Source organism: Halorubrum depositum, from assembly GCF_007671725.1.
GTDB lineage: Archaea > Halobacteriota > Halobacteria > Halobacteriales > Haloferacaceae > Halorubrum > Halorubrum depositum.
Window position 1 is genome coordinate 776,854 of sequence record NZ_VCNM01000001.1, and the last position, 19,822, is coordinate 796,675.

Genomic DNA, 19,822 nt, shown 5'->3' on the forward strand with positions numbered 1-19,822 from the left:
GTCCGACCCTGTCCAGTCGGTCCCCCTCCGGTCCGGCCCCTTTTTGAACGCACGCGCGGAGTTTCGGCGTATGACCCGCGAACTCCTCGCCGAGCTCCTCGACGGGAACGACGATCACGTCGGTTCCGCCGCCGCCGGCGAGCTCGCCGCCCGGCGCGACGGGCAGCGACCGCCCGTCGTCTCCGTCTGCTGTTCGGACTCTCGCGTGTCACAGGAGGGGATGTGGTCGGTCGACCGGCCGGGGTTCCTCTTCACCGCGGGCAACATCGGGAACCGCGTGAGCGACGTCGTCGACGGCGAGCGCGTGCTCTCGGGGAGCGTCGCCTACCCGCTCGCTCACGCGGACACGGGCGTGCTCGCCGTCGTCGGCCACACCGGGTGCGGCGCGGTCGGCGCCGCCCTCGCCGCGGTCCGCGACGCCGCCGTCCCCGAGGAGCCGGGCGTCCGGGCGGACGTGGCGGAGCTCGCGCCGATCGTGGAGTCGGGGCTCGCGGCGGTCGGCGACGGGAACGCGGCCGCGAACGACGACGGGAACGCGGCCGCGAACGACGGCGGCGGGAGCCTCCGCAACCGCCTCGTCGAGTACAACGTCCACGAGCAGGTCGCGGTCGCCCGCGGGACCGAGACCGCCGCCGACGCCGACGTGTACGGCTTCGTGTACGACTTCCACGGGGCGTACGGCGACCGCGACGGCGCTACCTACCTCGTCAACGCAAACGGCGAGCGCGACCCGGACGCCCTCCGAGGGCTCGTCGGCCCGGGCCACGCGGACAACGTCGTCACCCTGCTGTAGTCCTCCTCCCGCCCCCTTGTTCGCCACCCGCTCCCGCCCGCCGCATCCGACAGTCGTATCACCGGGACGACCGAACTCAGTGGCAATGGACCGTCGCGTTCTGTTCGCGAGCCTGATCCTCCTCGCCGGCGGCGCGACCGGCGTCGGGGTCGCCCTGTTCGCGTTCGTCGGCATCGACGACGCCGCGGTGGAGTCGGAGGTCGTGTGGGAGACGGAGCCCGTCGCCGGCGACGACGGGAGCGGCGCGGTCGTCGCCACCATGGACGGCGACTCGCTGGTCCTCCAGTCGACGGTCGAGGACGGCGAGCGGGCCGTCCGCGCGACCGCCGTCGGCGGAGACGTCGAGTGGCGAACGCCCCTCTCCGCCGTCGGGCCTCCCGGCGCGACCGGCGGGGACGCGGCCGACGGCGGTGCGTCCGACGGCGACCCGCCCGACGTGAGCGATCTCGCCTCTGGGACGCTCGACGGCGACCCCGTCGTCGCGTTCACGACGGAGTCCGGGTCGCTCGTCGTCCTCGACGCGGCGGACGGCGCGACACGGTTCACCGTCGACCTCGGCGACCCGGGCGGGCTGCGCCCGGCGATCGGCGATCTCACCGGCGACGGGCGGGCCGAAGTCGCCGCGGCCACGGCCGACGGTCGCGTCGTCGCCGTCGACGGAGCGGGGGACACCGTGTTCGAGACGACCCTCGACGCGTCGGTCGACCGGCGGCCGCTGATCGCCGACTTCGAGGCAGAGGACGGAGGCGAGGCGGCCCGAGGCGTGGCGATCGCGACCGTCGGAGACGAAGGAGCGACCGTCCGCCTGCTCGACGCGAACGGCGACCCGCGGTGGACCGCGACGCCGGCCGTCACGCCGCTGACGTGGACCGCGGCGGACACGCCCGACGGACCGGTGCTCGCGCTCGGCGGCACGAACGGCAACCTCCAGACGATAGCGCTCGCCGACGGCTCCGGCCGGTTCGAGGTCGGGCTCCAGGACCTCCCGATCGCCGTCGGCGACGCCTCCCCCGGCCGGATCCACGTCGGCGGGGCGGGAAGCGTCTGGGCGGTCGACCTCCGCGACGGCGACATCGCCTGGAAACAGCAGTACGGCGGGGACACTCGCGTGAACGCCCCGGGCGTCGCCGACGTCGCCGGGACCGGCGAGCCCGGCCCGGTCGCGATGAACCGCGGGGGCGAGGTGCTCGCGATGAACGCCAACGGCGAGGTGATCGCCCAGGGGAACGTCGGCGCCGCGGTGGTGTACGCGGGGCCGCTGTTCGCCGACGTGACCGGCGACGGGACCGACGAGGTGCTCGTCGTCACCGAGGACGGCCGCATCGTTGCGTTCGACGACTGAGCCGGCGCTCGACGCCCGATCGTCGGTTCGACTGCCATCCGGTCGCCGCGACAGTTTATATACTTCGCTGACAGGAGAACCGCACGACTCCGCGGGAACGTTGACGGTCGTTCATCGGAAACGCGGTGTGTCGACGGAGCCGCCGCTCCCGGCTCTCGCGGGCGTGAAAAAGCGGGAACGCGGGAGGCGCGTCCTCAGTGCTGCTCGTCCTCGTACACCCACGCGGCGGTGTCGAGGCCGTAGTCGACGAGCTCGTCCTCGTCGAAGAAGAGGTCGATCTCGCGCTCGTTGGCGCCCTCGTCCTCGTGGTCCGACGCGTGGATCACGTTGTGGCCGAGGTCTAAGCCGAAGTCGCCGCGGATCGTGCCCGGGGCGGACTCGGCGGGGTCGGTCTCGCCGACCATCGCGCGGACCTGCCGGGTCGCGTCGGCGCCCTCCCACACCATCGCGAAGACGGGGCCGGAGGTGATGAACTCGACGAGGCCGTCGAAGAACGGCTTGCCCTCGTGTTCACCGTAGTGGTCGTGGGCGAGCTCCTCGTCGATCCGCATGAACTTGCCGCCGACGAGCTTCAGGCCGCGCTCCTCGAAGCGGGAGACGATCTCGCCGATGAGGCCGCGCTGGACGCCGTCGGGCTTCACCATCACGAAGGTGCGCTCGTCGTGGTGGCTCATCTACTCGCCACCGTGGTCGCGCCCTTCCTCGGTCCACTCGAGGTCGCGCGCCTCGCGGCCGAGGAAGTAGTTCTTCTCCGCCTTCGAGTCGACGAAGTGGAGGATCTGTCCGTCCTTCTTGACGTACATCGTGCCCGTGCCGGGCTCGATCTCCTCGCCGGTGTAGTCGCAGGTGCGTGTCTCAACCATCGGTTATCGCCCTCCGATCGAGTCGGCGTCGCGCTGGGTCTCCCGGAGCTGGAGCACGTCGCCCATGCGGACGGGGCCCAGGACGTTCCGGGTGATGATCCGGCCCTGGTTCGATCCCTCCTGGATGCGGCATTTGACCTGCATGGCCTCGCCGTGCATCCCGGTCTTGCCGACGACCTCGATCACCTCGGCGGTGGTCGAGTCGCCGGTGCCCTCTTCTGCGCTCATGGGTAGTTATCGGAGCTCCGCGACCTTCTCGCCGATGTCCTCGACGTCGTCCTCGGCGTCGCCGGCGTCCACGACGGCGGCGGCGGCCGAGCCGACCTCGAGGCCCGCGGCGTGACCGACTTCGTCCTGCGTGTCGACGAAGACGACCGGGATCCCCTTCTCGTCGGCGAGCTCGGGGAGGTGCATGACGATCTCCTCGGGGGAGACGTCCTCCGCGACGATGACGAGGTCGGCGTTGCCGCGCTCGACGGCCTTGGTGGTCTCGTTGGTTCCTTTCTTCACGGTACCTGTGTCTCGAGCGACCTCGAGCGCCTCGAGCGATCGCTCGGCGAGGTCGGCTGGGGTTTCGTAGTCTACGTAAACGGGCATATGTTGTTCACCTGTCCTCCGTGCGGGCTCGCGTGTCCGTCCCGTGGCCGGTCCCTAACGGAACGGCACATCATCAACCCCACAGAGGCTGTGACCCGACGTAGTCCGGACGTCCATAAAAGCGCTTTCAATGTCCCTCGCGTGTGCGAGCGGGAGTCACGGGTCGGAAAGCAGCTCCTCGGGCCCGAAGGAGCGCCCTCGGCGACCCCGGAGCGCCGGTCCCGTCGGACTCCGCGTTTCTTAAGCGTCGCTCGCTCCTCCGGTCGGACGTCTAATGGTCCGTCTCGTTCACTACTCCGACATCGAGAACGTCTTCGACGCCCCCGAGCGGGCGGCCCGCCTCGCCGGCCGGATCCGGGCGCTCTCGGGCCCCGACGCCGCGGTCGTCGCCACCGGCGACACGACCGCGCCGGGCGTCCTCTCGCTGGTCGCGAGCGGGCGGCAGGTCGTCGACTTCTACGCGGCCACCGACACCGTCCTCGACACGTTCGGCAACCACGAGTTCGACTACGGGCCCGACGCGCTCCGCGGGCTCGTCGCCGACGCCCCGGCGACGTTCGTCTCCGCGAACGTCCGCGACGAGGCGGGCGAGCCTTTCGGCCGCGAGGCGGGCGTCGTCCCGTGGGCGACCCGCGAGGTCGACGGGGCCGCGGTCGGGTTCGTCGGCGTCACCGACCCCGCCACCGACTCGCTGAATCCGATGGCCGCCGAGCTCTCGTTCGACGACCCGGTCGCCGCCGCGCGCGACGCGCTCGCCGAGATGCGGACCGCGGTCGCCGAGCGCGGGAGCGGGGAGGGCGCGGCCGCGCTCGATCACGCCGTGGTCCTCTCCCATCTCGGCGCCGGCGACGACGAGCTCGCCCGGGAGCTCGACGTCGACGCGATCCTCGGCGGCCACGTCCACAGCCGACGCAACGAGGTCGTCGCGGGCACCCGGATCGTCCGCCCCGGCGTCAACGGCGAGGCGGTCGCCGAGGTCGACCTGGGGCCGTCCGTCCCGGACGCGACCCTCCACGAGCCCGACGGCGCCGACCCCGCGCCCGGGCTCGAAGCCGCCCTCGCGGAGCGGATGGCCGCGGCCGACCTCGACGAGACCGTCGACGTCGTCGAAAACCCCATCGAGCGCACGGGCGACGTGGTCCACGGCGGCGAGTGCCGCGTCGGCAACTTCGTCGCGGACGCGTTCCGGTGGGCCCACGACGCCGACGTGGGGCTCTCGAACGCCGGCGGGCTCCGACAGGGCGACCCGTGGGCGGGCGAGGTGACGAAGGCCGACCTGATCAGCCTGATCCCGTTCGAGGAGCCCGTGACGCTCGCGTCGGTCACGGGCGCGGAGCTCCTCGAGATACTCCGCGAGATGGCCGCCCCCGACGTCGACTTCGGCGAGGACGACTGGTGGCACGGACACGTCTCGAACGCCCGCGTCGTCTGGGACGCCGACGCGGAGCTGATTATGGAGGCGGCCGTCGGCGGCGAGCCGATCGACCCGGAGGCGCGCTACACCGTCGCGGTCTCGGAGTACCTCCTCCACTCCGAGCACGAGTACCCGACGCTCGGGCAGCGGCACCGGATCGACGAGGCCGACATCCAGTACGAGGTGCTCGCCGCCTACGCCCGCGAGCACGGGATCGACCCCGAGATAGAAGGGCGGATCGAGATCCGGAACCGCGCCGCCGGCGACGACGACTGAGCGGGCAGAAGTCGGAGCGCGGACCGTGACCCGGCCCCGTGCCGGTCAGTCCAGGTCGATCGCGACGTCGTGCTGCAGTCCGGCCGCCTTCACCGTGTTGTAAAGCAACATCGCGCGCGTCATCGGCCCGACGCCGCCGGGGACCGGGGTGATCGCGCCCGCCACCTCCCTCGCCGACTCGTAGTCGACGTCGCCGACGAGCTCGTACCCCTTCTCCGTCTCGGCGTCGATCCGGTTGATCCCCACGTCGATCACGGTCGCGCCCGGCTTGAGCATCGAGCCGTCGACGAACTCCGGGATGCCGGCGGCGGCGATCACGATGTCGGCGTCCGCGAGCTTCCCCTCCAAGTCCTCGGTCCGGGAGTGACACACCGTCGTGGTCGCGTTGCCGGTCGGCGACTTCTGGATCAGGAGGTTCGCCATCGGCTTCCCGACGATGTCGGACCGGCCGACGACGACCGCGTCGGCGCCCTCGGTCTCCACGTCGTACGCCGCCAGCAGCTTCTGCACGCCGTGGGGGGTGCAGGGCTTGAACCGGGCGTCGCCGGCGACGAGCCGCCCGACGTTCTCCGGGTGGAAGCCGTCCACGTCCTTCTCGGGGGCGATCCGCCGGAGGACGCTCCGTTTGTCGACGTGGTCGGGAACGGGTAGCTGGACCAGGATGCCGTGGACGTCGTCGCGCTCGTTGAGGTCGTCGATCGTGTCGTACAGCTCCTCGGCGGGCGCGTCGGCGTCGATCTCGACGTGGACGCTCTCGATGCCGACCTCCTCGCAGTCGCGCTGCTTCATCGAGACGTACGTCTCGCTCGCGGGGTCGTCGCTCATCAGGACGGTGGCGAGCCCGGGCGTCACGCCGGCGTCTTCCAGCGTCTCGACGTGCGCGGTCACGTCCGCGCGCACGTCGGCCGCGACGGCCTCGCCGTCGATGATCGTCGTCGCGTCCGCGTCGCCGGCGGCCTCGTCGCCGTCGACCGCGTCGCCGTCCGTGTTCTCGGTCATACCGGAACCGAGAGCGAGGCGATACAAAAGTGACGCGGGATCGTGTCGATCTCAGCGTCTCGAGAGACGATCCTATACATGAATCTGCAATACGCGGTGCCGCGAGCTACTCCGGGAACAGCTCCTCCTCGCGCTCGACCGCGTCGATCGCGGCGACCTCGTCCGGGGCGAGGTCGAGGTCGGCGGCCGCGAGGTTCGCGTGGAGGTGGCGCTCGCTCGACGCCTTCGGGATCGCGGCGACCGGCTCCTTGGCGGTCGCCCACGCGATCGCGACCGCCTCGGGCGTCGCGTCGTGCGCCGCCGCGACCGATCGGACGGCGTCGACCTCGCGCACCCGGCCGCCGGCCAACGGCGAGTAGGCGACCACGTCGTAGCCGTGCTCGCGGGCGTGCTCCAGCAACTCGGGCCTGTAGAACAGCGGGTGCAGCTCTGTCTGGTGGGCCGCGAGCGGCGCGTCGAGGACGTCGAGAGCGCGGTCCAGCTGATCGGGCTCGAAGTTCGAGACGCCGACGTTCCGGACGAGCCCCTCGTCGACCAGGCGGTCGAGCGCCGGGAGCGTCGCTTCCGGGTCGTAGTCGCCCCGCGGCCGGTGGACGTACAGCAGGTCGAGCGCCTCGACGCCGAGCCGGTCGGCGCTCTCGCGGGCGGCCGGGCCGACCTCGTCGGCGGCGAGGTCATCGATCCACAGCTTCGTCGCGACGGTCACGTCCTCGCGGTCGAGGTCGCCGTCGGCCAGCCCCGCGGCGAGCCCCTCGCCGACGACGCCCTCGTTGCCGTAGATCCGTGCGGTGTCGAGGTGGCGGTAGCCGACCGAGAGCGCGGTCGCGACCGGGTCGGGGTCGTCTATCCCCATCGTGCCGAGGCCGACGGGCGGGAGGTCCATGTACCACGCTGGGTCCGACCGAGACAAAAGGCGTCCGGCTTCGCGCGGCGGACGGGATTCAGGCCGATTCGTCGGTCTCCGCGTCGGAGCGCACGGGCGCCCGCCCGCAGATGCTCACGAGATCGTGGAGGTCGTCGATCTCGTACGTCGGCTGGCAGGAGAGCTCCGCGGAGCGGCGGTGCGGACGCCGGACGAACGCGGAGTCGATGCCGGCGTTGTCGGCGGCGCGCACGTCCGACTCGTTGTCGCCGACGAACAGCGCCGTCTCGGCGCCGAGGTCCTCCAGGGCGCGTTCCAGGTAGTACGGCGAGGGCTTCTTGCGCGAGAGGCTGGCGATCGACGGCTCGCGCCCGTAGGCGACCTCGAACCGCCCGGCGAGGCCGAAGTGGTCGAGGACGGCGTCGACGGTCGCCTGCTGGTTCGAGGAGACCACGCCGAGCGGGACGTCGAGGAAGCGGAGCGCGTCGACGTCCTCGTACGGCGTCTTCCGCCCCTTCCGGGCGGCGTCGATCTGGGCGGCCGAGGCCGTCTCGTCGCGGACGCGCCAGAACTTCGCCGGCTCCATCCCGTACCGCTCGCAGATGTCGGTCAGCGTCGCGGGGTCGACGCCGACGGCGACGTCGTCGACGTGGGCCAGGTCGGGGTCCTCGACGCCGAGGCTCACGAACGCGTCCCAGGCGGCCTCCCGGAGCGTGTCGAACGAGGTCCGTCCGACGAGCACCCCGTCCTTGTCGAGGACGACGGCGTCGTACACGACCCTCCTTCCGTGAGTAACCGGCAAAAAGCTTTCACCGGTTCCGGTCGCCGCGGATCGCCGATATTTTCCTTCGCTGTCCGGGCGGAAATGAATCGGGATTGACACCACCGAAGGGGGCGGCGCTCTCACCGGCGAGCACGCCTCCCGCACTTTCAATACCCGGCGCGACCAACCCTCGACTTGGATATGAATATCGTTGATATCGCGGTGCCGGAATACGTCGAGATCGACGTCGACACGCGACTCGCCAAGGTCCGGTCCATCTTCGAGCGCGAGAACCCGAAGGGGATCGTCGTCACCGAGGACGGCGAGTACGTCGGCGTGGTCGGGGAGAAGCAGCTCATGCGCTCGCGCATGGAGGACGACACGAAGGTGTCGGCCGTGATGAAGCCCGCGCCCTCCGTCGACCGCCACGAGGACGTGCGGGAGACGGCCCGCCTCCTCGTCGAGGGCGACGTGAAGATCGCGCCCGTCTACGAGGGCGAGAAGCTCTACGGGATCGTCACGGTCGACCAGATCCTCGAGGCCGTCCTCGACAGCCTCGACGCGATCACCGTCGCGCAGGTCGCGACGGAGGACGTCATCGGGATAAACGAGAAGGACAGCGTCGGCCGCGCGATCAACCGCCTCCGCGAGAACGGGATCTCTCGGCTCCCGGCCCTCGACGAGGACGGCCGACTTGTCGGCGTCGTCACCACCAACGACATCGTCGAGTTCGTCGTCCGCGACCAGGAGCGACAGGGCAGCGGCGACCGCGCCGGCGACATCGACCGGATGCTCGACATCCCCGTCTACGACATCATGTCGAGCCCCGTCGTCACCGCGACCGCCGACGAGACCGCGCAGGCCGTCGTCGAGCGCATGTTCGACAACGAGGTCTCCGGACTCGTCGTGACTCCGGACGGCGCCGACACCGTCGCCGGGATGGTGACGAAGACCGACGTGCTCCGCGCGCTCACGTTCACCGAGCAGGACTCGATGGACGTCCAGATCACCAACGTGGACCTGCTGGACACGACCACCCGCGAGCACATCGTCGAGTCGATCGAGCAGGTCGCCGACAAGTACGCCGCGATGCACGTCATCCACGCGCACGTCCGCCTCCACGCGCACAAGGAGAAGCTCCGCGGCACGCCCCTCATCCAGTGTCAGATCCGCCTCCGGACCAACGAGGGCCAGGTCGGCGGCTCCGGCGAGGGGTACGGCGCCGAACACGCCTTCCACGTCGCGCTCGACAAGCTGGAGCGCAACGTCTTGGAGATCAAGGGCGTCAACGCCGACGAGGAGTACCGCGGCCAGCTGCTCCGCAAGCTCGGCGAGCTGTGAGCCGGTAGGGCGGCCGGCGGCGCTCGGCGGTTCCGGCGCTTTTTTCGCGCGTCTTCTCGTTTTCCGCCTCGACGACGGATTCCCGAGGCCGATCCTCAGCCGTTCCCGGCGCGAAGTCTCCCGAACAGCGTCGCCGCGAGCAGCGCAGCGATCCCGGTGACAGGCCCGAAACCGGGCGCTTCGTCGTCGGAGGTGTCGCCCGACGCGCCGGCTTCGTCGGCCCCCGCTCCGTCGTCGCCGTCGGACTCGTCCGTGCCGCCGCCCGCGGCCGTCCCGTCTCCCCCGTCGCCGTCGTCCGACGGCCCGTCGTCGACGGGCTCCCGTTCGTCGGTCGGTTCGGTCGTCTCGTTCGGAGGGACGTCGGATTTGTTGGTCAGACGGTTCGTTTCGTTCGTCGGTTCCGCCGTCTCGTTCGTCGATTCCGCCGTCTCGTTCGCGATTTTGTCGGTCTCACTCGTCTCCTCCTCGTCAGCGGGTGCAGTGGATCCACCGCCTCCGCCGCCCCCGCCGCCACCCCCGCTGACTCCGCCGCCACCCCCGCCGCCCCCGCCGCCTCCATCACCGCTATCTGTGCTCTCGCCGTCGTCGCCCTCGCCGCTGACCACGTCGAACGACTTCGTTCGGGTGTCGTTCCCCGTCGATGCGGTGACGTCGTACCGACCGGTCGACGCGCCCTCGTCGATCGAGACCGCGGTCGTCGTCGATCGCGTCGCGTCGATCTCGACATCCGAGAACGACCGCGACGCCGGGTCGGCCGTCCCGCTCGGCGAGGCGGACGCGCTCACGGTGACGTTCCCGGCCGCTCGGCCCGCGTTTCGGACGTCGATCGAGAACTCGCCGCTCGACCCCCGTTCGATCTCGTCCGGCCCGGAGATCGAGGTGACCTCGAACACCGCCGTCGGGCTCAGCGAGACGCTCTCCTCGCGCGACTCGTTCGCCGCGAGCGCGAGCGTCCGCGACGACTCGGCGTACCCGGCGGCCGAGACCGTCACCGTCCGCTCCCCGCGGTCGACCGCGAGCGAGTAGTTCCCGGCGGTTCCGGTGTCGGTGGACGCCGACCCGGTGGCCACGGTCGCGCCGGCGACCGGGTCGCCGCTGCGTTCGTCCGTCACCGTTCCGGAGAGCGTCGCCGCTCTCGGATCGAGCGCGAGCCTCGGATCCGCGGTCGCGTTCGGATCGATCGTCAGGTCGGTTCGCGCGTCCGGGCGGAAGTCCGGCGCCACCGCGGTGACGTCGTACGACCCGGGCCGAAGATCCACCGCGTACGACCCGTCGTCCGCCGCGTCGACGGCGGCGACGGTCGCGTTCGTCTCGTTCCTGACCGTCACCGTCGGGTTCGACGGACGATCGAGGTCGTCGCTCGCGTTCACGACCCCGGCGAGCGTCCCGTTTCGGAGCGCGAGCGAGAGGTTCGCGGTGGCGGCGTCGCCGGAGCCGTTCAGTTCGACAGTCTCGTTCGCGGGCGCGTACGTCGCGTTGCTCGCGGTGACAGTGAGACCGGTCGCCGGCACGTCGACGCGGTAGCTCCCGTTCTCGTCGGTCGTCGTCTCGGCGACCGTCTCGGCGTCGTTTCGGACGACCACGTCGACCGCGGGCAGCGTCGCGTTCGTCTCCGCGTCCGTCACGGTGCCGTTCACCGTGCCGACCGCGTCTGCGACCCGGGTCGCCGCGGTGGCGTTGTCCTCGGCCGACGCGACTTCGACCGTCGCTTCGCCGGTCCCGAAGTCGCTCGGGACGGTACCGTCGAGTGAAACGGTTGCGGTGTTTCCGGCGCCGACCGAGACGTTCGTCGCGTTGAGCACCCGCGCGTCGCTCTCGTTCGCCGGATCGGTCAGGCGGAGTTCGACGGTGCGGTCGTCGCCGGCCGCCTCGCCGCGGTTCGTCACGTTCACCGTGGTGTCGAGCGGGCCGCCGCGTTCGACGATCCCGGGAGCAGCGAGGTTCGCGATCGCGTATGCGGGCGGTTCGAGAACGGTGACCGTCGAGGTTCGATTCGAATCCGCGGTGTGAATGCCGTGTGCGTACTCGCCCGGATCGGTCCCGTCGGGCACGGTGTAACCGAACGAGACGGTCGTCGCCTCGCCGGGATCGAGAGTAACTGTCGTGTCGTTACCGACGGTTCCGTTGAATCGATACTCGACGCTACCGGTACCCGGCGCGCCGCCGGTGTTGGTGACCGTCGCGGAGACGTCGACTGTCGAGCCGGGGACGGTTTCGGTCGGGGCGTCGAACTCGGTGACGGAGAATTCGGGGCTCGTGACCGACGAGACGGCCGCGTACCCGTCGACGATTCCCGCGCCGTATCTCGTGTCGGGATCCGTCGCGCCGTCCGGGTGATTCGCGGTGTCTCGAAGCGTGTCGTACAGCTCCTCGTCCGTGACGTTCCGCGACGTCGCCGAGATCATCAGCGCCGCGACGCCCGAGACGTGAGGTGCGGCCATGGAGGTACCCGTGAGATTTTGGTATCCACCGCCCGCTGCTGTCGAGTTCACCGACACGCCCGGAGCCGACACGTCCGGAACCACGTACTCGGCCGGCCAGTCGGCCGGCGCGTCGTTACCCCACGCCTCGTCGGTGGACACGTTTTCACCGCCTGAAAAGGAGGGAACCTCGCGATTGGAGTCGACGGCCCCGACGCCGAGGGAGTCGTATATATTACCCGGCGAGCTCGATGGCTCAAAGTCTCGATTTCCGGACGATGCGACGACGACTTTCCCGGCGTCCCGCGCGTTCCGGACCGGTTCGATCAGCTCGGTGGCGTACCCGTCCGCACCCAAACTCATTTGCAACACGTCGACTTCGGGGTCCTGCGACGCGTGTTCCATGCCGGCGACGACCCGCATGAACGTCGCGTTTCCGCCGTCGTCGTCGAACACTTTGATACCGTGGAGCGTCGCCTCGGGGGCCACACCGATCGCCGTCCCGCTCTCGTTTCCGCCGGCGACCGTCCCGGCGACGTGGGTACCGTGACCGTTCCCGTCCGACGCGTCGCTGAGGTCGTCGCTCACGAGACTCCCGTCCGTGTCGTACTCCGCCCATCCGCTCACCGTGAGATCCGGATGGTTCGGGTCGATTCCCGTGTCGATCACGGCAACGGTCGCGCCCGCTCCCCTCGCGTCGAACGCCTCCCACACCTCGGGGGCGCGCACCATGTCGACGCCGTACGTCGCGTTCGTCGAGGTCGAGCTTGCGGAGACGGACCCCGAAGTAGGGCCCTCGACGGATCCGGGGCCGCCGGTCGCTGCTCCGCCACCTGCGGCCGAAGCCGAGTCGAGTTCCATCTCGAAGTTCTCGTGAACGCGCTCGACGCCGCGCACGTCGAGGAGGCGCTCGACCGCGACGCTCTCGGTGTCGACCGTGACGAGCATCGCGTTCGCGAGCCAGGAACTCCGCTCGACCGTGACGCCGGGCTTCTGCTCTGCGAACCGCTCGAAGTCGCCCTGCGCGTTCGCGGCTCTCGTCTTGAGCTCGTCGGTCCCGATCCGGCCGCCGTCGCCGGCGCGGCTCGCTCCGGGCCCGGCGTCGCCCTCGAAGCGCACGACGACCTCGACGGTACCGTTCGCCGACCGCAGTCCGGGGCCCACGGCGTCGGACGACGCCGCTCCGGACGACGCCGACACCCCGGACGAAGTAGGCGTCGCGGGCACTGTCGACGTCGACGGAGCGGGAGATGCGGAGGACGCGTCGCCGCCGACCGCCGGGCGGTCGACGGCCGCTGCGCCGAGGCCGCCGGCCACCGCCGCGGGCGCGAGGGCGGCGACGAGGACGCACGCGACGACGAGCAGGACGGTCGCTCGTCCGAGTCGATCCGCCCGGTTATCCATTACGTATTAGGTCGGTAGGAAGGGCTTAATTCCCACGCTCGGCGCGACGGTCAGGCGTCCGCGCCCTCGGCGAGCCCGTCGGCGACGATCCGGAAGGTGACCGAGTCGCCGGCGGGCTTCGAGCGGTGTTTCTCTAGCGTGGCCCGGCGGTTCCCGCCGCGGAAGCGGTCGACGCGGAGGATCGCGCCGGTCCAGTGGTTGAGGGTGTTGCCGCCGAGCGCGCGGTCGCGGTCGGAGTCCGGGTCGGTGAACACCTGGTTGGTGATCACGACGGCGACGTCGTGGCGGCGGGCCAGCGAGAGGAGGTGCGTCACCTGCTTGGCGACCTTGCGGAGGGACTCGCCGCCCTCCGTGTCGCCGGCGCGCTCCAGCCGGTAGAACCCCGTCGCGGAGTCCAACACGATGAGCTCGATCTCCTCGGCGAGCTCCTCGGCGTCGCGGACCGCCTCCCGCTGGTCGTCGAAGTCGTACGCCTCCGAGATCACCAGCCGCGACGCGATCTCCTCGACCGTGTCGTCGACGTCGGGGTCGTCGGCGCGGCCCGCAGCCAGCTGCTCGAAGCGGTCGATGGAGAGCCCCTCGGTGTCGATGTAGAGCGCGCGGTCGCCGGCGGCGGCGACCTCGACCGCCGCGGCCAGCGCGAGGTTCGTCTTTCCGGCCGCGGGCGGGCCGTACAGCTGCGTGACGACCCCGCGCTCGAAGCCGCCGCCCAACAGGTCGTCGACCGGTCGACAGCCGGTCGGGATCGGATCGCTCACTACGAGACGCGTTGCTCGCGCTCGTATTTAAACGGTCGATCGCGGCGCCAGCGAGCGTAGACGAGTAGCCGAGCGTCCCGCTCGTCGGGGCGAAATAAGCGCGAAAAGCGGGACGGTCGCCGGTCGCGGTGACCGGCGACGGGGTCCGGTAGTGCGTGCGGACGCGGCGTCCGCGGTAGAGTCGTTAGTTGCGCGTCAGGTTCGTCGCGCGGGGTCCCTTGGGCGAGGACTCGATGTCGAACTCGACCTCCTGGCCCTCCTCGAGGTCCGGGCCGCCGACGTCTTCCATGTGGAAGAACACGTCCTCGTCGTCGTCGAGATCGCCGTCGTCAGTCGAAATGAAACCGTAGCCGCCAGTGTCGTTGAAGAAGTCAACCTTACCGTTTGCCATTGCAACCAAACGTACAGGCGTTTGGGGGATAACGCTTGCGAGGGTCGTGGTACCACGACCGTCCCGAGGCTCGTCGGCAGCGTTCGCGCCGAATGAGCCCTCGAAAGACGGCGGTTTCGGCGCTTCCGCGACCGTCACCGCGCGGTGCGACCAGTCGCGGGGTTCATTTACGAGCGAGACCGTAGCCCCGGGTATACACATGGATCGTCGCACCTATCTGCGGTCGCTCGCGGCCGGGACCGGCGTCGGCACGGCCGTCGGGACCGCCGGCTGTCTCGGCGTCCTCGGAGACTCGGGAGCCGAGGGCACGGTTCTCGGCCCGCCGGAGCGCGACCTGAGCGAGGCGTCTCACCCGAGCTACGGCGACGAGATGCCGGAGTTCACCGTCCCGGACCCGCTCACGGGCGAGGAGGTGTCGGTCGCCGACTTCGAGGGCGAGCGCGCCGTCCTCTGGACCTCCTTCTACACGAACTGCCCGGACGGCGTCTGTCCGGCGCTCATCCTCCGGCTCCGGCGCGCGCAGGCGGTCGCCGCGGAAGAGGGGTACGGCGACGAGTCCGCCTTCCTCGCGCTCACGTTCGACCCCGAGCGCGACACCCCCGAGGTGCTCCGCGAGTACGCCGGCCAGCAGGGCGTCGACCTCGACGCGGGCAACTGGCACTTCCTCCGCCCGGAGAGCTACGAGCGCGGGCAGGAGCTGATGGACGAGAACTTCGGGCTCGTGATCGAGAAGGCGGACGCCGACCAGTACGAGAACCTGGAGTACCAGTTCCCCCACTACGGGCTGATCATCCTCGCCAATAAGCGGGGGATCGTCGAGCGGGCGTACCCGCGGGGCCCGCAGACGGACATCGAGCGGCTCGTGAGCGACTTCGAGCGGGTGGTCACCGCGTGAGGCGCCGCCACCTCCTCGCCGGGCTCGCCAGCGCTGGCGCGCTGGGCGGGGCCGGCGTCGTCGCGTCCGGGAGCGCGCCCGCGGTGCTCGGGAGCGGGGACGCGCCCGAATCGGTCGAGCCGACGACGCTGACGACGATCGACGCCCCGGGCAGCCGCGACGGCGAGGTGACGCTCCCGGCGCCCGACCGCCCGACGTTCGTCGACTTCTTCGGAACGTGGTGTCCGCCGTGCGCCGAGCAGATGCCGGCCCTCGCGGAGGCCCACGACCGGATCGGCGACGAGGTGTCGTTCGTCTCGGTGACGACGGAGGACGTCGGCGGCGCGGTCAGCGAGGAGACGGTCGCCGACTGGTGGCGCGAGCACGACGGCGACTGGCTCGTCGCCGCGGACGTGACCGCCGAGCTCGCGGCTCGGCTCGGCGTCGGCGGCTATCCGAGCGCGCGCGCCGTCGACGCCTCGGGACGCGTGCGCTGGTCGACCTCCGGCACCCACACCGCGGCGGAGTTCGTCGCCGGCATCGAGCGAGCGCTCGACCGATGACGGGGCGGGCCGACGGATGACCGATGTCTCGCTCGCGACCAACGTCCCCTTCGCGGTGACCGCGGGCGTGGCGACGTTCTTCTCGCCGTGCGCGTACCCGCTGTTGCCGGGGTACGTCGGCTTCTACGTGAACTCCGTCGACACCGAGAGCGCCTCCGTCGCCGGGGCGGGAGCGCGCGGGATCGCGGCCGCGCTCGGCGTCCTCGCGACGTTCGCGCTGCTCGCGGGCGCGACGGTGCGGGTCGGGTACTCGACGCTGTCGAACATCACCGTCTTCGAGACGCTCGTCGGCGTGCTGCTCGTCGCGTTCGGGCTGCTCGTCGTCGCCGGCCGGGGGCCGTCGCTGTCGCTCCCGCTGCCGAAGCGACGATCGAGCGTCCTCGGGTTCGGGCTGTTCGGCGCGGGGTACGCGCTGGCCGGCGCGGGCTGCGTCGCGCCCGTGTTCCTCGGCGTGGTCGCGCGGGCCATCGCGCTCCCCGGCGACGCCGCCGCCCTGATCCTCTCCGTGTACGCCGGCACGGTCGCCGTCCTGATGGCCGCGACGACCGTCGCGACGGGCGTGGGGCTGATCGGCAACGCCAACCGCGTGATGGCCCACGCGGGCGCCCTGAAGCGGGTCGCCGGCGCCGTGATGGTCGCCGCCGGGATCGGCCAGCTGTACCTCGCGCTCGTCGTCTACTGAGGTCCGTCGTCCACTGAGGTCGGTCGTCTACTGAGGTACGTCGTCTACCGTGGTCGGTCGGGTCCGAGGCCGACCCCGACATTCATGTCCGATGCCGGAGTACGCTACGGGTGCCGAACCGGACGGTTCGGTCCCCGCACATGAATCTAGACCAGTTCACGGCCGAGAACGCGCCGACCGAGAGCGCGGAACCGTTCCAGCGCGAGAACAGCTACACCCTCGACGTCGACGTCGACGGGACCGTGATGGCGAAGGCCGGCTCGATGATCGCGTACACCGGCGACGTCTCGTTCACCGGGAAGGCCTCCGCCGAGGGCGGGATCACCGGCTTCCTCAAAGAGGCGGCCACCGGCGAGGGGACGCCGATCATGGCCGTCGAGGGCCAGGGGCACGTCTACTTCGCCGACGACGGAAAGAAGGTGCAGGTCGTCGAGCTCGACGCCGAGGAGTCGATCACGGTCAACGGCGAGGACGTGCTCACCTTCGAGGAGGACCTCTCCTACGAGATCAGCGCCATCGACAGCCTCGCCGGCTCGCTCGCCGGCGGCTTCAGCAACGTCTACCTCGAGGGACCGGGCTACGTCGCGCTCACCACCCACGGCGACCCGATCGTCCTGGAGACGCCGGTCGCGACGGACCCCAGCGCGACCGTCGCCTGGGGCGGTACCTCCCCGAGCGTCGAGGTCAACCGCAGCCTCTCGGACATGATCGGACAGGAGTCCGGCGAGCGGTACCAGATGCGCTTCGACGACCCCGGCGGGTTCGTCGTCGTCCAGCCGTACGAGGAGCACGTCTGACGGCGGTTCAACGATGGCGGACCGCGGCGAGACGGGCGACGGCGCAGATGGCGCCGGGCCGACGGGCGACGAGTCTATCGGCGACAGCGACGAATCGACCGACGACCGCGACGACGCGAGATCGACCGGCACGCTCGGGCGGGTCAAAACCTCCGTGCGCGAGGCGGTCGGCGTCGTCGTCGACGCCGTGCTCGACGCGATATGACTGACCCCGAACGCTCGGTCCCGACACTGATCGCTCACCGCGGGTTCGCCGGCGAGAACCCCGAGAACACCGTGGCGGCGGTCGAGCGGGCCGCGGGGAGAGGGAGGTCGGGCGGCCCCGGCGAGCCAGGCGCCCCCGCCGGCCGCCGGGCCGACTGGATCGAGGTCGACGTCATGCCCACCGCCGACGGCGACGTGGTCGTCGTTCACGACGCGGAGCTCTCCGGCCGCGGCGAGGGCGACGGGACCGGTGCCGACGGCGACCGGGGGCTCACCGACGCGACCGGTGTCGTCTGGGAGACGGACACCGCGACCGTCACCGGCGCCGAGGTGCTCGACAGCGGCGAGACCGTCCCCCTCCTCATCGACGCCCTCGACGCGGTTCCCCCCGGAGTCGGCGTGAACGTCGAGCTCAAGAACCCCGGTCGGTGGGACCTCCGCCCCGACGAGAAGCTCGACGCCGAGGCGCTCGCGGACCGGACGGCGGTCTGGCGGCCGTTCGTCGAGTGCGTGCTCGGCGTCGCCGAGAAGCGTGAGAACGACCTCCTGTTCTCGTCGTTCTGCGAGGGCGCGCTCGCGGCGGTCCGGGAGGCGTCGTCGCTGCCGGTCGCTCCGCTGGTGTCCGAGTCGATCGCGGACGGGCTCGCGATCGCTCGCGAGCACGACGCGGCCGCGATTCACCCGCCGATCGACGCGATCCGGGGGACGCCGTTCTTCGACGCCGAGCGGTTCGGCGAATCCGCCGAGAACGGAGCGCCGGACCTCCTCACGGCCGCACACGACGAGGGCCGCGCGGTGAACGCCTGGACCGTCGAGACGTGGTATCAGGCCGACCGGCTCGCCGCGGCCGGCGTCGACGGGATAATCGCGGACTACTCGACGCTGCTGCGCGACTGAGGGGGTCGCTCTCAACGAGAGAGCAGAAAAACCGGGGCGGCCGTGCGTCGGGGCCCGCTCAGCGCGCCGCCAGCCACTCGGCGAAGTCGCCAGTGAGGAACCCGACGTAGTCGACGATCCCCAGGTACAGCGAGACGATCACGACGATCACGATCGGGATCCGGACCGCCCAGATCCACGCGTCGCCGAGGCCGCCGATGTCAGCGATCCCCTTGCGAAGTTCCTCGCGGGCGATGTCCGGAACGACCCAGCCGACGAACAGCGCGAGCAGCAGCGAGCCGAGGACGAGCAGTATCCCGTCGGCGAGCAGGTCGTACAGGTCGAGGAATATCAGGTCGACCGTCACCGGGACGCCGAGCAGGAAGACGGCGACGCCGAGCGCGACCGACGCCGGGAGCCGAGCGACGCCGAGTTCGTCGATCAGGTAGGAGACGAGCACCTCGAGGATGCTGATCGCCGAGGAGAGCGCCGCGATCCCGACCATCGCGAAGAAGACGACGCCGATGGCTCGGCCGCCGGGGATCCCGGCGAACGCCGAGGTGAGGCTCACGAAGATCGCACCGGGGCCGCCCGTGCCTGGCTCGATCCCGACCGTGAAAAGGACGGGGAAGACGACGAACCCGACGAGGACGGCGACGAGCGTGTCGAGAGCGGCGATAATGCCGGCATCTGCCGCCAGATTCCGGTCCTCGCCGAGGTAGGAGGCGTAGGTGATCATCACGCCCATCCCGAGCGAGAGGGTGAAGAAGGCCTGTCCGGCGGCGGCGGGCAGGATCTCGGTCCAGTTCGCCGCGATCGTTCCGAAGTCCGGCGAGAGGTAGTAGCCGTACGCCGCGCTCGCGCCGTCGAGAGTGAACCCGTAGGCGGCCAGCCCCAGCAGCAACACCAGGATCGCGGGGACCATGACCTTCACGCTCAGCTCGATGCCGCGCCTGACGCCGGCGGCGATGATGCCGATGACGAGCGCCATGAACACGGCGTGAAAGAGGAGCGTGTCGAGGCCGGTCGAGACCGTTCCGAACAGCGCCTCCGCCTCGGCCGGGTCGGTGATGGTGAACCCGTCGGTGAGTCCGATGAGAGTGTACCGGAGGAACCAGCCGGCGACGACGCTGTAGTACGACAGGATGATGAAGCCGGTGACGACGAACAGCCAGCCGGCGTACGACCACGCGCCGCTACCGAGTTCCCGGAGCGCACCGACTGGGTTCCGGTCGGTCCGACGGCCGATCACGAACTCGACGAGGATCGCCGGGAACCCAATCAGCGCGACGAACGCCAGATACGTGATCAGAAACGACGATCCGCCGTACTGGCCGGTGATGAACGGGAACCGCCAGATGTTCCCGAGCCCGACGGCGCTGCCGACCGCGGCGAGGATAAAGCCCGCCCGCGTCGCCCACGTCTCTCGTGCCATTGGTATCGGAGGAATTCCGTTGCGGGCTAAAAACGTGTCTCTCCGGCGCTGATACTCGTATTAACGTCCGTGAACGATCGCGTCGCAATCAGCCGGACCGTCGGCCTCGTCCGACCCGCCACCGAGGCCGGGGCGTTCGGTTCGTCCGGTCGGGGACCGTGAATTTAA

The 19,822-nt window shown here is 70.7% G+C and carries 21 protein-coding genes; 10 read left to right on the forward strand and 11 right to left on the reverse strand.

All coding sequences use genetic code 11. The features are described from left to right. Positions 1-70 precede the first annotated feature (70 nt). Both FGM06_RS04120 and FGM06_RS04125 read left to right on the forward strand, forming a co-directional pair. Complete coding sequence (locus tag FGM06_RS04120) at positions 71-793, forward strand: carbonic anhydrase (protein ID WP_144797824.1); 723 nt, start codon at positions 71-73, stop codon at positions 791-793. A gap of 85 nt (positions 794-878) precedes the next feature. Further along, positions 879-2,135 carry an outer membrane protein assembly factor BamB family protein gene (locus FGM06_RS04125; RefSeq protein WP_144797826.1) on the forward strand — a complete coding sequence of 419 codons (1,257 nt, stop codon included), beginning with the start codon at positions 879-881 and terminating at the stop codon, positions 2,133-2,135. A gap of 194 nt (positions 2,136-2,329) precedes the next feature. Here FGM06_RS04125 and ndk read toward each other — a convergent pair whose 3' ends face one another. Genes ndk through rpl7ae form a run of 4 tightly spaced genes read right to left on the reverse strand, consistent with a single transcriptional unit; the run spans position 2,330 to position 3,595 of the window. Further along, positions 2,330-2,809 (reverse strand): nucleoside-diphosphate kinase, encoded by a 480-nt coding sequence (ndk, locus tag FGM06_RS04130; RefSeq protein WP_144797828.1) that lies wholly within the window; start codon positions 2,807-2,809, stop codon positions 2,330-2,332. Beyond that, a complete protein-coding gene (locus tag FGM06_RS04135) occupies positions 2,810-2,998 on the reverse strand; it encodes a 50S ribosomal protein L24e (protein WP_092565766.1) in 189 nt (62 codons plus the stop codon). 3 nt (positions 2,999-3,001) lie between these two features. After that, positions 3,002-3,226, reverse strand: coding sequence for a 30S ribosomal protein S28e (locus FGM06_RS04140; RefSeq protein WP_004046478.1), 225 nt, complete (start codon positions 3,224-3,226; stop codon positions 3,002-3,004). A gap of 6 nt (positions 3,227-3,232) precedes the next feature. Further along, a complete protein-coding gene (gene rpl7ae, locus FGM06_RS04145; RefSeq protein ID WP_144797830.1) occupies positions 3,233-3,595 on the reverse strand; it encodes a 50S ribosomal protein L7Ae in 363 nt (120 codons plus the stop codon). Between the two features lie 274 nt (positions 3,596-3,869). Here rpl7ae and FGM06_RS04150 point away from each other — a divergent pair, with 274 nt between their 5' ends. Beyond that, a complete protein-coding gene (locus FGM06_RS04150; RefSeq protein WP_144797832.1) occupies positions 3,870-5,285 on the forward strand; it encodes a bifunctional metallophosphatase/5'-nucleotidase in 1,416 nt (471 codons plus the stop codon). A 45-nt stretch (positions 5,286-5,330) separates the two neighbouring features. Here FGM06_RS04150 and FGM06_RS04155 read toward each other — a convergent pair whose 3' ends face one another. The 3 genes from FGM06_RS04155 to FGM06_RS04165 all read right to left on the reverse strand — a co-directional run bounded on the left by FGM06_RS04155 (position 5,331) and on the right by FGM06_RS04165 (position 7,921). Further along, positions 5,331-6,284: a tetrahydrofolate dehydrogenase/cyclohydrolase catalytic domain-containing protein gene (locus FGM06_RS04155; RefSeq protein WP_241662522.1), complete on the reverse strand. Its 954-nt coding sequence runs from the start codon at positions 6,282-6,284 to the stop codon at positions 5,331-5,333. 106 nt (positions 6,285-6,390) lie between these two features. Further along, a complete protein-coding gene (locus tag FGM06_RS04160) occupies positions 6,391-7,167 on the reverse strand; it encodes an aldo/keto reductase (RefSeq protein ID WP_144797834.1) in 777 nt (258 codons plus the stop codon). 58 nt (positions 7,168-7,225) lie between these two features. Beyond that, complete coding sequence (locus FGM06_RS04165; RefSeq protein ID WP_144797836.1) at positions 7,226-7,921, reverse strand: HAD family hydrolase; 696 nt, start codon at positions 7,919-7,921, stop codon at positions 7,226-7,228. A 189-nt stretch (positions 7,922-8,110) separates the two neighbouring features. Between FGM06_RS04165 and FGM06_RS04170 the strand changes: the two genes are divergently transcribed. After that, on the forward strand, positions 8,111-9,250 hold the full coding sequence (locus FGM06_RS04170) for a CBS domain-containing protein (protein WP_144797838.1): 1,140 nt from the start codon (positions 8,111-8,113) through the stop codon (positions 9,248-9,250). A 95-nt stretch (positions 9,251-9,345) separates the two neighbouring features. Here the strand turns inward: FGM06_RS04170 and FGM06_RS04175 are convergent, their stop codons facing one another. From FGM06_RS04175 to FGM06_RS04185, 3 genes are all read right to left on the reverse strand, one after another. Then, entirely contained in the window at positions 9,346-13,074 is a 3,729-nt protein-coding gene (locus FGM06_RS04175) for a S8 family serine peptidase (protein ID WP_144797840.1), read from the reverse strand. A gap of 50 nt (positions 13,075-13,124) precedes the next feature. Beyond that, positions 13,125-13,832 carry a DNA repair and recombination protein RadB gene (gene radB, locus FGM06_RS04180; RefSeq protein WP_144797842.1) on the reverse strand — a complete coding sequence of 236 codons (708 nt, stop codon included), beginning with the start codon at positions 13,830-13,832 and terminating at the stop codon, positions 13,125-13,127. 184 nt (positions 13,833-14,016) lie between these two features. Continuing rightward, positions 14,017-14,223 carry a cold-shock protein gene (locus tag FGM06_RS04185; RefSeq protein ID WP_004046191.1) on the reverse strand — a complete coding sequence of 69 codons (207 nt, stop codon included), beginning with the start codon at positions 14,221-14,223 and terminating at the stop codon, positions 14,017-14,019. A 199-nt stretch (positions 14,224-14,422) separates the two neighbouring features. Here FGM06_RS04185 and FGM06_RS04190 point away from each other — a divergent pair, with 199 nt between their 5' ends. The 6 genes from FGM06_RS04190 (at position 14,423) to FGM06_RS04215 (ending at position 18,240) form a co-directional block, all read left to right on the forward strand. After that, a complete protein-coding gene (locus FGM06_RS04190; protein ID WP_144797844.1) occupies positions 14,423-15,118 on the forward strand; it encodes an SCO family protein in 696 nt (231 codons plus the stop codon). Next, the gene (locus FGM06_RS04195) at positions 15,115-15,660 is read left to right on the forward strand and encodes a TlpA family protein disulfide reductase (protein WP_144797846.1); all 546 of its coding nucleotides are present in this window, start codon (positions 15,115-15,117) and stop codon (positions 15,658-15,660) included. Before FGM06_RS04190 ends, FGM06_RS04195 begins: the two co-directional genes overlap by 4 nt. A 16-nt stretch (positions 15,661-15,676) precedes the next feature. Then, complete coding sequence (locus tag FGM06_RS04200; RefSeq protein ID WP_144797849.1) at positions 15,677-16,342, forward strand: cytochrome c biogenesis protein CcdA; 666 nt, start codon at positions 15,677-15,679, stop codon at positions 16,340-16,342. Positions 16,343-16,482: 140 nt separating this feature from the next. Beyond that, positions 16,483-17,139 (forward strand): AIM24 family protein, encoded by a 657-nt coding sequence (locus tag FGM06_RS04205; RefSeq protein ID WP_144797852.1) that lies wholly within the window; start codon positions 16,483-16,485, stop codon positions 17,137-17,139. Between the two features lie 13 nt (positions 17,140-17,152). Continuing rightward, a complete protein-coding gene (locus tag FGM06_RS04210; RefSeq protein ID WP_144797854.1) occupies positions 17,153-17,344 on the forward strand; it encodes a hypothetical protein in 192 nt (63 codons plus the stop codon). Next, positions 17,341-18,240 carry a glycerophosphodiester phosphodiesterase gene (locus FGM06_RS04215; protein ID WP_144797856.1) on the forward strand — a complete coding sequence of 300 codons (900 nt, stop codon included), beginning with the start codon at positions 17,341-17,343 and terminating at the stop codon, positions 18,238-18,240. Before FGM06_RS04210 ends, FGM06_RS04215 begins: the two co-directional genes overlap by 4 nt. A 58-nt stretch (positions 18,241-18,298) precedes the next feature. Here FGM06_RS04215 and FGM06_RS04220 read toward each other — a convergent pair whose 3' ends face one another. Then, a complete protein-coding gene (locus FGM06_RS04220; protein WP_144797858.1) occupies positions 18,299-19,654 on the reverse strand; it encodes a sodium-dependent transporter in 1,356 nt (451 codons plus the stop codon). Positions 19,655-19,822 lie beyond the last annotated feature (168 nt).